This window comes from Lactobacillus sp. CBA3605, from assembly GCF_002970915.1.
GTDB lineage: Bacteria > Bacillota > Bacilli > Lactobacillales > Lactobacillaceae > Lactiplantibacillus.
Window position 1 is genome coordinate 632651 of sequence record NZ_CP027190.1, and the last position, 14804, is coordinate 647454.

Consider the following 14804-nt stretch of genomic DNA (forward strand, 5'->3'; position numbering starts at 1 on the left):
CTTAATTTCGATGTTTCACGATAACCATAACGTGTACTGCACATAACGTCAATTGTATCGAAACATGAAATAGTAAATTAGGTTCGCACCTAATTAAAATACAATGGTAATAATACCACCACCGCATCAAAATTTCAAAATAAATTCAACTTTTATTCACTTCACAAAAATCCCACAACATCAAGCTTTCATGTCGCTTTCATGCCGTGAGATTTTTAATATTTAGCTTTAGTTCATTTTTAATTACCAACGTGTTTGCGCTTACTTCTCATTCCCTGCTTGCTTTGGCAAGACTAAGTTCATTACAATTCCTAACACCGTTGCCACTGCTAAACCACTAAATTGAAACTGGCCAATTTGTAAATAAGCATTCCCAATCCCGATAACTAAAACGGCAGAGGCAATCATTAAATTACGCTTTTGATTAAAATCAATGTGATTATCAATCAAAATCCGCATCCCACTTGACGCAATCACCCCAAATAATAAGAAACTGACTCCACCAATAACTGGTGACGGAATACTTTGAATTAACGCAGATAATTTACCAACAAAGCTAAAGACAATCGCAAAGAATGCCGCCCCTGCTAGTACATAGATGCTGTGTACCCGGGTGATTGCCAGTACCCCAATATTTTCACCATAGGACGTCACTGGCGGTCCACCGACCAGTCCAGCAATGATTGAAGCCGTCCCGTCACCGGCTAAGGTATGGTTCAACCCAGGATCTTTAAAAAAGTTACGTTTGGTGAGCTTGTTTAAAACCATGATATGGCCCATATGTTCCGACATGGTAACAAAAGCAATTGGCGCCATACTAAAAATTGCGCCCCAATAAATTCCTGGCTGATAGCTGATAAATGGTATTTGGAAATTAGGTAACGCAAACCACTTTGCTGCCATGACAGGCGCAAAGTTGACAATGCCAAACAGCACCGCAATCAAATAGCCCGAGACAATGCCCAACAAAATTGGCACTAAGCCCATAAATCCCCGCAAGTACATATTAAAGATAACCGTTAAAATCATCGTCAACATTGCGACTGCAAAGAACCTTAAATCATAGTTACTACCATTAATAGTCGCATCCTTAGCTGCAGTTCCCGCCAACGACAAGCCGATGACCATGACGATTGGTCCAACCACAATTGGTGGCAAGGCTTTATCAATCCAATCAGATCCAATTAAGGTGACTAACAAACTTACAATTAAGTAAACCACCCCAACGGCTATCGTTCCTTGCGCAATTGCAGGATAGCCGGCAGTTTTCATCAACGATTGCATTACCACAATGAATGAAAAGCTCGACCCCATATAGGCTGGAATTTTATGACGTGTAATCAAAATGTACATCAAGGTTCCGACCCCAGAACTAAATAACGCAATCCCCGGGTTCAGACCCACTAAAATTGGCACTAACACTGTGGAACCAAACATCGAAAATAGATGCTGAATTGAAAGTCCCAGCCAACTACCAAACTTAGGCCGATCATGAATATCTAAGACAACATCATCATTATGAAATGCTTTTTGCTTTGCCATCGCGCACCCCTCTAAAAAAAATTTTACAAAAGAAAAGACAGACCCCCACTCAAAGTGGCTGGTCTGCCTGAATAGTATCCACTCTTAGCGAGCAAATTTCCGGTCAAATCCTTTTCAGCCTCTCTGAGCTAATTTAAAGGAACTGTTTAATTTTGATATAGTATAGGCTTTTGGGGCCTGGTTGTCAATTTTATCGTGTGAGATCCCCGGATAGCTTTTGAGCATTGCCTAGCCCTAGCACTATTCGGCGTTCTTCCGAATGGTGCTAGGACGTAGCCAGCGGAAAAAGCTGGGGTCCCGAACACGTTTCGACTGGCAAGGTTAAGCGCGATTGGACTAAATTTGCCGAAACGTGTTCACCAAACCTGAGGGTTGCTTCTCACTCTACTAAAAAGACCCCCCAGCCATTATAGCCAGCGGGATCTCCTCAATCAATTTAATTAAATTTACTTCGTACCAAATAACCGATCGCCAGCATCGCCCAAACCAGGGACAATGTAACCATCTTCGTTCAAATGATCGTCTAAAGCTGCCGTATAAATATCAATATCTGGGTGAGCTTCTTGAAGGGCTTTAACCCCTTCTGGTGCTGCAACTAAACACATAAACTTAATGTTGCTAGCGCCACGCTTCTTCAACATGTCCATCGCCATGATGGCTGAACCACCAGTAGCTAACATTGGGTCAACGACAAATAATTGACGTTGCGAAATATCAGTTGGCAACTTAACAAAGTATTCTACTGGCTTAAGTGTCTTTTCGTCGCGATACATGCCGACGTGACCAACCTTGGCTGCTGGAATCATATTTAGGACCCCATCAACCATGCCTAACCCAGCTCGTAAGATTGGTACAATTGCAACTTTCTTACCAGCCAAAGTTTTTTGCGTCGTCTTGACAATTGGGGTTTCAATTTCAATGTCCTTCAATGGCATATCGCGTGAAACTTCATAGGCCATCAATGTCGATATTTCATTGACCATTTCCCGAAATACTTTAGTCCCGCATTCTTTTTCCCGAATAATTGTTAACTTATGTTGAATGAGCGGATGATTCAAAACCTCAAACTTACCCATGTGACGTTACACGCTCCTTAGTGATTTCTTTCTATTGTAGCTAACTTGACGGAAAAAAACCAGACCTGAACGGAATTACTTAGTCAACATCAATTGGATGCTTAGCGGTTAATGCGACTGCTTGTTGCTTAACTGCCGCTAAATTGGTCTCATCTTCAGGTGCTTGCAACACTTGTAGAATTAACTGGGCCACTTGAGCTGCCTCATCTTCATTGAAGCCACGCGTCGTAATCGCAGGTGTTCCCAACCGAATGCCAGAAGTCTTAAAGGCCCCTAAAGTTTCATTTGGAATGGCTTCCTTATTAACCGTAATATAAACAGTGTCCAACAGATCTTGAACTTGACGCCCATTTAAGCCAGATTTTGTAATATCTAACGTCATTAAATGATTATCAGTCCCACCAGAAATGACCCTTACTAAATCAGATTGGTTAAAGACAGCCGCCATTGCTTGCGCATTCTTAATAATCTGCTGAGCATAGATTTTAAATTCTGGTTGTAAATCTTCACCAAATGCCACGGCTTTACCCGCAATCACGTGGTCCAATGGGCCCCCTTGATTACCAGGGAAAACGGCTGAATTAATCTTTTTACCATATTCAGCTTTAGCTAGAATCATGCCGCCACGTGGGCCACGTAAGGTTTTATGCGTCGTGGTTGTAACAACATCGGCATATGGGAATGGACTTGGATGTAATCCAGCTGCCACCAAACCAGCAATATGGGCCATATCAACCATCAACAATGCCCCAACAGCATCCGCAATTTCACGGAACTTTTCGAAATCAATCAAACGACTATAAGCCGAGGCCCCGGCGACGATTAATTTTGGTTGAAATTCCTTGGCTTGAGCCAAAATTGCGTCATAGTTCAATTCCTCAGTTTCAGGATCTAGCCCATAGCCTTCGAAGTCATAGAGTTTACCGGAGAAGTTGACACTTGACCCGTGGGTTAAATGACCACCAGCATCTAGAGACATCCCCATGACGCGATCACCAGGTTGAATTAAGGCCATGTAAGCAGCTGCATTCGCTTGCGAACCGGAGTGCGGTTGAACATTAGCATATTCAGCCCCAAATAACTGCTTGGCGCGTTCAATGGCTAAGGTTTCAACTTGGTCAATAAACTCATTGCCCCCATAAAACCGATGCCCAGGATAACCTTCTGAATACTTATTCGTCAAAACACTGCCTTGAGCAGCCCGCACACCTTTGGAGACGATGTTTTCTGAAGCAATCAACTCAATATTATGTTGCTGCCGTGCTTGTTCCTGCTTAATTGCCGTCCAAACTGCTGGATCTTGTTCTTGGTAATTCATGACTATTTCCTCCGTTTCGCAAGTGACAATCTTCGTGTTTTACTAACTGACGTTATTATACACTAAAATGGGTCTGGCCGGCAGATTTATTTAGCCGATTCATATACGCTGCCCCTAACCCCTTATTTTCAAAGGCTTGGCACAGAATAATCTTAATATCAGTTTCAGTATCGAAGTGTCGTAAGCCGGCGAACAGCTCACGGCTTGCCGATTGAATATCATTTCCTAACGAAAATTGTTCGCAATTTGCTGGAATCTGATTGTTAGTTAAGATAACATTGGTTGCCATCACCCCAACTGATGATGATTGCCGCTGCGCCCAAGTTAAGGCTTGCGGCCAGTCAGTAACCTGATCCACAATATAGACTTGGGCATCCGGCGCATAATGTTTATATTTCATTCCTGGTGCTTTTGGCACTTCTGTCACGCCAACATGCTGTTGTTCCGTTAAGACGGGTGACCCAATGATGGCTTCAATCTCAGCTGCAGTAACCGCCCCAGGCCGTAAAATGGCCGGTTGCGTACCGGATAAATCCAATACCGTAGATTCAACGCCGACTTTAGTCGCACCATCATCTAAGATACCGGCGATTTTGCCAGCTAAATCATGATACACATGTTGGGCAGTCGTGGGACTCGGCTTACCAGAAGTATTTGCCGATGGCCCGACGATGGGGGTCTGTGCCGTGCGAATCAAGGCCAATGTTGCCGCATTATTCGGATTTCTAAAAGCGGCTGTCATTAAACCACCGGTGACTTCCGGTGCCAAGGCAGCAGGCTTCAGCTTGAAGATCATGGTCAATGGACCAGGCCAAAAAGCCTTAATCAACTTTTTTGCCGCCAACGATAACGGTTGAGTAAACCGTTCCACTGTTGCCACATCCGCCACATGGACAATCAACGGATTATCACTCGGCCGGCCTTTCGCCTGGTACACTTGTTTAACTGCCGTGACATTGGTGGCATCTGCACCTAAGCCGTACACGGTTTCCGTTGGGAAAGCCACCAATTGCCCGGCTTGAATTAACTGGGCTGCTTGGGCCACGTCGGTAGGCTTAAAAATTTTTGTTTCCATAATATATGCCGTCCTTTTCTCTCATTAAGCTTGCATCATTACACGCAACATCCGGTCATGACCGGCTAAATCTTGTCGTAGCGTGATCGCTGCGGTGGGCAAGGCCCGTTCAAATAACGCTTGTACTGCCGGGCCTTGTTGATAACCGAATTCTAAATACAACCGTCCCTGTGGTGCCAAGTGTTGGGCCACCGTTTGGGCTAACCGTTCGTAAATCGCTAACCCGGCGTGGGCCGCAAATAACGCTTGCTGGGGTTCGTAATTTAAGACACTAGCATCCATAACCGACTGCTCTGTCGTCGCAATATATGGCGGATTGCTCACAATCACATCATATTGAATGGGTGGTAATGACGCGAACAAATCACTTTCAACCAAGTTAATCGCGAGTTTCAAGTGGGCAGCATTGGTTTTAGCTACCGTTAAAGCGGCCGCCGAAATATCGCTCGCCGTCACTTGCCAATCCGGCTGTGATTGCTTTAAAGCCAAGGCAATAGCACCAGAACCAGTCCCAACATCCAAAAGTGTTAAATCCGACTGAGCCGCCTGATCGGTTAAAATCCAATCTACCAATTCTTCAGTTTCAACGCGTGGAATTAAAACTGCTGGCGTAACAGCCAATTCTAAGCCATAAAAAGGCGCCCGGCCGAGTACGTATTGGGCCGGTTCACCAGCAATCACCCGTTGAACCGCAGCTTGAAATGCCTGCCAGTCAGCTAAGGGTATCTGGTCACGGTAATGAACCAACAGTTGCGTCTGATCTAAATGGGTCAATCCTAACAGTAAAAACCGGGCATTATCAGTGGGCAACTGGGCCGTTTTTAGACAAAAAGAAGCCCATTGCTGGGCTTCAAAGTACGTTGGTTGACTGGGGGCTTTAGTCATTAGTTAATTGCTCCATCTTTTCCGTTTGATCGGCTAAGATTAATGCGTCGACCACTTCATCCAATTCACCATTCATGACCCGATCAAGTTTATTTAAAGTTAAGCCAATGCGATGATCAGTCACGCGGTTTTGAGGGAAGTTATAAGTTCGAATCCGTTCAGATCGATCCCCGGAACCCACGGCGGACTTCCGTTCTGCATCGTATTGGTTCTGTTCTCTAGATTGATAATAATCATAGACCCGAGCCCGCAAAATTTCGATTGCTTTCGCCCGATTTTGTTGTTGCGACCGTTGATCTTGCATTGAAACTACGATACCCGTAGGTAAATGCGTCATCCGGACTGCTGAAGAGGTCTTATTGATATGCTGACCACCGGCACCTGATGACCGGAACACATCCACTCGAATATCTTTTTGTTCGAGCTTAATATCCACATCTTTAGCTTCCGGCATCACGCCGACTGTCGCCGTTGAGGTATGGACCCGACCAGCCGATTCTGTCACTGGGACCCGTTGGACTCGATGCGCACCACTTTCATACTTCAGTTTCGAATAAACTTTCTTCCCGGAAATAATTAAGACGATTTCTTTAAAACCACCCACTTCGGTTTCGTTACGATCAGCGACTTCAACACTCCAACCCTGACGTTCGGCGTATTTAGAGTACATATTAAATAAATCCGCCGCAAACAAACTCGCTTCATCACCACCAGCAGCCCCATGAATTTCCATGATAATATTCTTATCATCATTCGGGTCGGTTGGCAACATTAAGAGGGTAATCGCATGTTCCAATTGATCTTTTTCGGCATTCAAGCTCTTCAAGTCGTCTTTGACCAGCGTATTCATGTCATCGTCCAACTTTTCACGTAACAATTCGTCATTTTCTTTAATTTGACTCGTCACATCTTTGTACTGGTTGTATTTTTCAACCGTTTCACGAATATTACCCATTTCTTTTGACAGCTTCATGAAACGTTGGCTATCGGCAATGACTTCTGGATCACTTAACAATTCACCGAGTTCTTCATACCGATCGGCAACGGCTTGTAATTTATCAAAAAATTTATCCATGCTTGGTTAATTCCTCACTTCGTTAATTTCGGCGGACAGAAATAATGACGACGACAAACGGGATAATAGGCTTCATTACCACCAATTTGGACCTGTTCGCCCTCGTAAACTGGTTGACCATCGTGGAAGCGCAAATTCATAATCGCCTTTTTACGACAGAACCAACAAATCGTCTTCATCTCTTCAATCTTATCCGCATACAACAACAGGTATTTACTACCTTCAAATAATTCATTTCGAAAATCATTTTTGAGGCCAAAGGTCATGACCGGAATCTGTAACTGATCAACGACATGTGCCAGTTCAATGATGTGATGCTTTTTTAAAAATTGCGACTCATCAATGAGGACACAAGCAGCTTCCGGGTTAGTCTGTTCAACCTTTTCAAATAAGTTCGTCTCATCAAAAATCGGAATAGCTTGTCGTTTCAAGCCAATCCGACTAGCGACGTAGCCCACGCCATCCCGATTGTCCAAACCACTCGTCATAATAATGACTGACTTATTTTGTTCTTCATAGTTATGGGCAACTTTCAAGATTTCAATTGTTTTACCGCTATTCATCGCACCATATCGAAAAAATAACTGTGCCAAGCTACTCAGTCCCCTTTTTTACACATTTCTAATTAATTATAGCTGATTTAAGGTTGAATTTCAGCAATCAGTAGCGAAAAGCCATTAATGATTTCATAAATGCGGGCCAATCCCAACAGTATCGCTTTTCTTTTAGGCGCGTTCAGTATAAAATACTTGAGAGTAGGACACACAGTTCCACTGATTTTATTAAATAGTTAGGGGCCCATATACGATGTCAATTAATAGTACACTGGCAACTTGGACCGGTAAGTCTGCTTACTGGTTCCTGCACACTTTCCGCGGCGGTGGTAGTTCACTGCCTGGCAAATTAGCCTTAAAACTAGATCCAACTATTCTAAAACAACTAGCAAAAGATTACGACGTCATTGTCATCACTGGTACAAATGGCAAAACTTTGACAACGGCACTGACGGTAAAAGTTTTGCGGGAACAATATCCTGACATTTTAACTAATCCGAGTGGGTCAAACATGAAACAAGGGATTGTCACAACGTTTTTAACTGCACCACATGCCCACCAAAAACCGCTAGCAGTCTTAGAGGTTGATGAAGCTAACGTGATTATGGTCACTAAGTATATTACGCCAAAAGCAATCGTTTTGACGAATATCTTCCGTGATCAAATGGATCGTTATGGTGAAATCTACACCACTTATCAAAAGATTTTAGACGGCATTGCCTTGGCCCCAACGGCAACGATTATTGCCAATGGTGATTTGCCCTTATTTAACTCTAAAAAATTGCCTAACCCGGTTCTTTACTATGGCTTTGACTATCAGCCCGATACCGACACTAAGGCGCCAGCCAATACGGATGGTTTACTATGTCCGCGTTGTCAGCATATTTTACATTACCATACCCGAACTTACAGTAATATGGGGAAGTATTTCTGCCCGCATTGTGGCTTTGAACGACCACGTTTAACTTATCGGCTCAATGCTTTAACTGCGATGACGCCAACATCTTCCGACTTTGAAATCAACGGTCAAGCCATGCATTTAAACATCGGCGGCCAATACAACATTTATAACGCCTTGGCGGCCTTTGCAATCGGCCGTTTTATGGCAGTTGCCCCCGCTAAGATTGCGCATGCTTTAAGCGAAAACGATGAACAAGTCTTTGGCCGGCAAGAAATTTTCCACGTTGGTGATAAAGACGTCACGTTAATCTTGGTAAAGAATCCGGTTGGCTTAAACCAAGTTATCCAAATGATTAGCACTGATGATCGGCCCTTCTCATTTGCGGCCCTGTTAAATGCAAATTACGCTGACGGGATTGATACAAGCTGGATTTGGGATGGTGACTTTGAAAAGTTACCATCCATGCACGTCCCCGCTTATATCAGCGGTGGTGAACGCTACCGTGATATTACGTTCCGTTTGAAAGTCGCCGGGGTAGCACCTGAAAAGCTGACGATTATCCCAGACTTAACCAAGATGACCGCTGAAATCAAAAAATTACCCACGCAACAAGTCTACGTCGTCGCAACTTACACTGCGATGTTACAACTACGTAAACAACTGGCAAGCCAAGGGATTATCGATGGAGGGATGGTGTAATTATGACGTATACTTTAAAAGCGGCCCATCTATATGGCGACCTCATGAACACGTATGGCGATATTGGCAACCTCTTAGCGATGCGCTACTATGCCAAGGCCGTCGACGCAACCATCGATGTGGACTTAATTAGTTTAGATGACCCCTTTCCTGAAGACACTTATGACTTTGTGTTATTTGGTGGTGGTCAAGACTATGAACAGACCATTGTTTCTAAAGATTTACAAACAAAAAAAGCTGCCTTAACAGCCTATATTGAAAACGATGGGCCTTGTCTAGCCATTTGTGGTGGGTTCCAAATGTTAGGCCATTATTATATTGGCGCCCATGGTGAAAAAATTGCTGGTATTGGTGCCTTAGATCATTACACGCTCAGCCAAGATAACAATCGGTTCATTGGCAATATCACCATTAAAAATACCGAAACCGGACAAACTTACTATGGCTTTGAAAACCATAACGGGACTACCTTTTTAGGTCAAGGTGAACGGCCTTTAGGTCAAGTCTTACAAGGTAATGGTAATAACGGACAAGATCAATCCGAAGGCGTCATTTACAAAAACACTTTCGGTTCTTATTTCCATGGCCCTATCTTGGCGCGGAATGAAGCCCTCGCGAAACGGATTTTAAAATTAACCCTACAACGTAAATATCCGGCCGCTGATTTTAGCGCTTTGGATACGTTGACTGAAGATCTCACCAAAAATGTCATCATTAAACCTTAATTAGCTTCAACCAAGCACTGCCGTAGCCTGTGTGACACATCTGCGGCAGTGCTTTTTTTACACCTTTTAATACACCCCCTTAATAGATAAATTTTATTTATGCACTTTTAGAAAGTGTTTCAGCTATTCTGATAATATCAGCTGTGGTGCAAAAAAAGATTGACACTCGTAATCGACGAGTATCAATCTTTTTTATGGTTTAAGGGGGTTAACTAATTAAGCTTGTTTCCCTGGTTCAGAAGCAATCAATTGTAAATCACCCTTGATAGTCCATTGTTTAACATCAAATGGCAAGATAAAGTGGACACCCTTCTTCAAAGGATAGTCCTGACCGTCGACGGTAATACTCCCAGCACCTGCTAAGACTGAAACTAACGTATATGGGGCTTGACCACGATTAAAGGTCGCTTGACCATCCGTCAACCGCCATTGCCAAACGCCGAAGAATGGTGATTCAACGTATTTCGTGACCGTCGCATCGCCAACTTGAGTAGTGGTAATTGCCAAATCAGGATCATGATGCGGCACGTTCGTCGTATCAATCGATTGTTGCAAGTGTAGCTCCCGCTTTTGACCAGTCGTTTGATCCACCCGATCCCAATCATAAAGCCGATACGTTGTATCTGAACTTTGCTGCGTTTCTAAGACCATGATGCCCTTACCCACGGCATGAATCGTCCCAGATGGCACGTACAAGAAGTCCCCTGCCTTAACCGGAACCCGCCGGAACAATTTGTCCCATTCACCATTATGAATCCAGTCTGCTAATTGTTCGCGGGTCTTGGCATAATGTCCGTAGACCATTGTCGCACCAGGTTCAGCGGCAATAACATACCAGCATTCCGTTTTACCTAATTCATGTTCATGCTTTTCCGCATAAGCATCGTCTGGATGCACTTGAACGGATAAATCTTCATTAGCATCTAAAATTTTAGTTAATAGTGGGAACACATCACCCTTAGCATTACCAAAGACGTCGCGATGTTGGGCCCATACTTGGTCCAAGGTCATCCCTTGATAAGGCCCATTTTCAACGGTTGCTGGACCATGGGGATGCGCCGAAATTGCCCAACATTCACCGGTATGGTCGCTTGGAATATCATAACCGAAGTCGGTCTTTAATCGTTGCCCACCCCAGATTTTTTCATGAAAAACTGGTGCTAAGAAATAAGGTTCACTCATGACGTCACTCACTCCATTTACTTGATTTGTAATTAAAGTTTAGCATAGTTGTAAGCGGTTGTGAAACCGCTTAGCATTAATTTTCAAGCGTCTCAGCCACCCAGGTGCCAATTAATCGCCGTCGTGCTGGTAGGAAGGCATTGTTGGGGGCAGTCGGATGGACCCGATTAGCTAAGAAAATCAACGCCGATTGCGTCGTTTGATCCAACATCAGTAACGTCCCCGTATAACCCGTATGAAAAATAATTGGTGCTCGGTGAGGCCCTGCTTGCCACAAATTCCAGCCAAAGCTTCGCCGCAACCGCTGATTAGGTGTCCAATCTTGGTACAAGCTGGTAATCACCGCTGGCGTGAGTACCGCTGGTAATTGCCATTGACCTAACATGAATCGGGCAAACCGAACTAAATCAGTGACGCTTGCAAATAAACCGGCCGAACCACAATGCGCGCCCAAAATCCGAGCTTTGGGGTCATGCGCCACGCCTTGAAGCAAACCAGTCTTGGCTGAATAGACCGTTGGGATACAGTTAGCCGGTTGCGGGGTAAAAGTGGCATGTGGCAACCCGAGCGGCTGGATGACATGGGTCATAATAGCTGGTTGAATAGCCTGACCTAAGATTTTTTCAATAATTAAACCAGTTAGAAGTGGCACTAAATCCGTATAAACCACGCGGTGATTCAAGTTAGCCTGACTAATGGGCAACTGTTGAATCGCCGCCAATAATTCAGTGGCGCTTAACGTATTTCGCTGCGGAATATAGCCACTAATCCCACTCGTATGCGTCATCAGGTGGCGAATTGTGACCTGTTGATTTTTAAATGCTGGTAAATAATCATGAATGGGCCGGTTAAAGTCCAATGCGTCTTGTGCGCGCAATTGTAATGCTAAGGTCGTCGTCCCAATGACCTTCGTCAACGAAGCCAAATCATACAAGGCATCCGACCATAAGGGTTTGACTGCTGGTTGAATCTGAGCAACACCGACTTGACCGGTATCAACTTGTGACCCTTGCAGCAATGCATAGCTAACGCCTGGCACTAGGTGCTGATTAACTAGACGATCAATTTCAAGTTTGGTTTGGGTAAACATCATTTATAAGCGTCCTATTCTCTCTAAGTTTTACACCTAGTGTAACCGTCCTAACCGTGAACCACCACTCTTTTCTTCATAAAAAAAGCAGGAATAACGTCACTTGACGTCGTTCCTGCTTAATCACTACCTTAATCTAAAGGTACTTTTTGAATCCAACCAGCTGGAGCTGGTCGATCACCAAATTGAATACCAGTTAATTCATCGTATAGCTTTTTAGTTACCGGGCCGACTTCCGTTTCGCTATAAAAAACGTGCAGCTTACCTTGATGTTCGAGCCCGCCAATTGGCGAAATAACGGCCGCGGTCCCACAAGCGCCGGCTTCAGCAAATCGGTCTAGGTCGTTGATATACACATCGCCTTCTTCAACTGCCATACCAAATTTATGTTCCGCTAAATAAAGTAACGAATACTTCGTAACAGACGGCAAGATTGATGGCGACTTTGGCGTCACAAACTTATTATCCTTAGTAATCCCGAAGAAATTAGCCGATCCCACTTCTTCAATCTTTTGATGCTCAACGGGGTCCAAATAAACACAGTCAGAATAGCCATTTTGATGGGCTTCTTGTCCAGGGAAAAGACTAGCCGCATAATTACCACCGACCTTATAGGCCCCAGTTCCTTTATGGGCGGCCCGATCATAATTAGAGGTCGTAAAGTTAGTTGGCGTCATCCCGCCTTTAAAGTAACTACCGACTGGCATCGCAAAGACTGTGAAGATATATTCTTCAGCTGGGTGAACCCCAATATTACCACCGACCCCAATCATGAGTGGCCGCAAATATAACGTTGCGCCGGTGCCATATGGTGGAATGTAATCTTGATTAGCTTTGACCACTGATTTAACCGCGTCAACAAACATATCAGTTGGCATTTGTGGCATTAACAAGCGTTCACAGCTCGTTTGCATCCGCGCGGCATTCCGGTCCGGCCGGAACAATTGCACGTCGCCAGCCTTAGTCCGATAAGCTTTTAAGCCTTCAAAATCTTGTTGCCCGTAGTGTAAGGCCGTCGACCCTTCACTAATATGTAAAGTTGCATCACCGGTTAGTTCCGTTTTATACCAGCTGCCATCTTTCCAATAAGCGCGATAACGGTATGGAAGATTCCGATAGTTGAACCCTAAGTTGTTCCAATCCAATGCTACTGTTGCCATAACTTTCAACTTCCTTCGTGAGTCATTTACCCCAATTGGTTAATTGGAATTTAGTTAAAAGATTAATTGTTTATGAGAGATTTGTCAAGCATCGACTGGAAACAATTACTGTCTTTCGCCAATACTTTGGTATAATAGGTTTAAATTCAGCAAGGGACTGGTTCGTCGTGGCAAGTAATTCTGACTCAATCTATAACATTATGTTCTACATCGTCCATCATCCAGCAGAAATTTCGTTCACCATGCCGGAGTATACCAATGTCATTCGAATGGGCATTCCAGACCACCTAAAAGTCGCTAATCCAGAAATTTATTTTCCTGATAATAAGCTACTCGTCAATCGTTTTCAGGATGACTTTGTCGCTAAAAATGGTAATTTACTGGACTTCTTCTTCGATTACACTGAAAAGAAAGTTCCAAATTACCATGAAGTCTGGGTTTCAACTGCGCATCTCCCCAACAAACAACTCTATTTCTTAGAACTTTCATTCGAATAAAAAAACGTCAAATGCGCTTAGGAGCTTAGCCCCTGGGCGCATTTGACGTTTACATAGTGATTACTTAGCCATAAAGATATAAAGATTGGTCGTTGAGATACCGATGGTGAACCGGACCCCTTTCGAGGTAATCGGATCAATCGTCGTCGTACTACTACTATTATTTTTAGTTTCTTTATTAAACTTTTTCATAACTTGTTTCGCATTCGCCCCAGACATGCTGGTCATTAATGCAAATGACACGCCGAACTTCTTCTGACGGGTCTTATCTTTAAAGGCTTTGGTTGGGACAATCATGGCCGTTCCCATGACGTCACCAGACTGAACATTCATTCGAATCTTGTAGTCTTTAGTTGTGACCACGTTAGTAACGCCAGTTGGGGTCTTGGTTGGTAACAGCTCACCCTTAACTTGGCTTTTAGCCGTCTTCATTGCCGCTGCAACAGTCTTTTGACTGGCTTGCAAACTGGCAGCTTGCGTTTGGAGCTTAGTGGCCGCTGTTTGTTGCGTTTGCAACGTTTGTGCACCAGTCACTGCGGCTGTACCACCTTGCGCCACTTGGGCCTTCGCCTTTTTGACTGCGGCTTGAATCTGTGCCTGTTGTTGTTTCAGCGCTGCGGCTTGCGTTTGTAACTTTTTAGCCGCCGCTTGTTGTGACTTGGTCATCTTCGACGCAATCAAAGCTTGGTTATACGCCGTTGCTAACGTCTGGTAACTGGCAATCCGCTTAGCACCCTTCACATAGACCGTTTTTTGACGACTACCAGCGGTTAACTTAACCGCTTGGCGTTTCGTCTTAGTCGGGACTTGGATAATAAAAGTTCCATTGTGGACCGTCTGCTTTTTAGTCGCTTGACCATCAATCTGATAACTGACCTTTTTCGTGCTAGCCTGGCCCTTAACCGCTGCCACTAAGCCGTTACGCGTATAGGTTGACTTGGTCGTCGTTAATTTTGACTGACCACAGCCCGCTAAGACTAGTGCCATCAGACCGGTCACGGTCGCAATTACATATTTTTTTCGAA

The 14804-nt window shown here is 44.2% G+C and carries 14 protein-coding genes; 3 read left to right on the plus strand and 11 right to left on the minus strand.

Going from position 1 to position 14804, the window contains the following annotated elements:
- Positions 1–261: 261 nt before the first annotated feature.
- The 7 genes from C5Z25_RS03185 to C5Z25_RS03215 form a co-directional block, all read right to left on the minus strand.
- Entirely contained in the window at positions 262–1542 is a 1281-nt protein-coding gene (locus C5Z25_RS03185; protein ID WP_105451299.1) for a uracil-xanthine permease family protein, read from the minus strand.
- 446 nt (positions 1543–1988) lie between these two features.
- Entirely contained in the window at positions 1989–2618 is a 630-nt protein-coding gene (gene upp, locus C5Z25_RS03190) for a uracil phosphoribosyltransferase (RefSeq protein ID WP_105448809.1), read from the minus strand.
- A gap of 79 nt (positions 2619–2697) precedes the next feature.
- Positions 2698–3936: a serine hydroxymethyltransferase gene (glyA, locus tag C5Z25_RS03195; protein ID WP_105451300.1), complete on the minus strand. Its 1239-nt coding sequence runs from the start codon at positions 3934–3936 to the stop codon at positions 2698–2700.
- A 55-nt stretch (positions 3937–3991) separates the two neighbouring features.
- Complete coding sequence (locus C5Z25_RS03200) at positions 3992–5011, minus strand: L-threonylcarbamoyladenylate synthase (RefSeq protein ID WP_105451301.1); 1020 nt, start codon at positions 5009–5011, stop codon at positions 3992–3994.
- 24 nt (positions 5012–5035) lie between these two features.
- Entirely contained in the window at positions 5036–5896 is an 861-nt protein-coding gene (gene prmC, locus C5Z25_RS03205) for a peptide chain release factor N(5)-glutamine methyltransferase (protein WP_105451302.1), read from the minus strand.
- Positions 5889–6971: a peptide chain release factor 1 gene (gene prfA, locus C5Z25_RS03210; protein ID WP_105451303.1), complete on the minus strand. Its 1083-nt coding sequence runs from the start codon at positions 6969–6971 to the stop codon at positions 5889–5891. Before prfA ends, prmC begins: the two co-directional genes overlap by 8 nt.
- Before the next feature lie 14 nt (positions 6972–6985).
- Positions 6986–7564, minus strand: a complete 579-nt coding sequence (locus C5Z25_RS03215) for a thymidine kinase (protein ID WP_105451304.1) — start codon at positions 7562–7564, stop codon at positions 6986–6988.
- Between the two features lie 214 nt (positions 7565–7778).
- On the opposite strand from C5Z25_RS03215, the gene C5Z25_RS03220 reads away from it, so the two are divergent.
- Both C5Z25_RS03220 and C5Z25_RS03225 read left to right on the plus strand, forming a co-directional pair.
- Positions 7779–9125: a Mur ligase family protein gene (locus C5Z25_RS03220; protein ID WP_105451305.1), complete on the plus strand. Its 1347-nt coding sequence runs from the start codon at positions 7779–7781 to the stop codon at positions 9123–9125.
- A gap of 2 nt (positions 9126–9127) precedes the next feature.
- Positions 9128–9850, plus strand: a complete 723-nt coding sequence (locus C5Z25_RS03225; RefSeq protein ID WP_105451306.1) for a type 1 glutamine amidotransferase — start codon at positions 9128–9130, stop codon at positions 9848–9850.
- Between the two features lie 216 nt (positions 9851–10066).
- Here the strand turns inward: C5Z25_RS03225 and manA are convergent, their stop codons facing one another.
- The 3 genes from manA to C5Z25_RS03240 form a co-directional block, all read right to left on the minus strand.
- The gene (manA, locus tag C5Z25_RS03230; protein ID WP_105451307.1) at positions 10067–11032 is read right to left on the minus strand and encodes a mannose-6-phosphate isomerase, class I; all 966 of its coding nucleotides are present in this window, start codon (positions 11030–11032) and stop codon (positions 10067–10069) included.
- Positions 11033–11108: 76 nt separating this feature from the next.
- Entirely contained in the window at positions 11109–12125 is a 1017-nt protein-coding gene (locus C5Z25_RS03235; protein WP_105451308.1) for a serine hydrolase domain-containing protein, read from the minus strand.
- 128 nt (positions 12126–12253) lie between these two features.
- Positions 12254–13282 (minus strand): branched-chain amino acid aminotransferase, encoded by a 1029-nt coding sequence (locus tag C5Z25_RS03240; protein WP_105451309.1) that lies wholly within the window; start codon positions 13280–13282, stop codon positions 12254–12256.
- A gap of 167 nt (positions 13283–13449) precedes the next feature.
- On the opposite strand from C5Z25_RS03240, the gene C5Z25_RS03245 reads away from it, so the two are divergent.
- Positions 13450–13779, plus strand: a complete 330-nt coding sequence (locus C5Z25_RS03245; RefSeq protein WP_105451310.1) for a hypothetical protein — start codon at positions 13450–13452, stop codon at positions 13777–13779.
- Positions 13780–13839: 60 nt separating this feature from the next.
- On the opposite strand, the gene C5Z25_RS03250 is transcribed toward C5Z25_RS03245, so the two are convergent.
- Complete coding sequence (locus C5Z25_RS03250) at positions 13840–14766, minus strand: hypothetical protein (RefSeq protein WP_370447220.1); 927 nt, start codon at positions 14764–14766, stop codon at positions 13840–13842.
- Between the last annotated feature and the right edge of the window lie 38 nt (positions 14767–14804).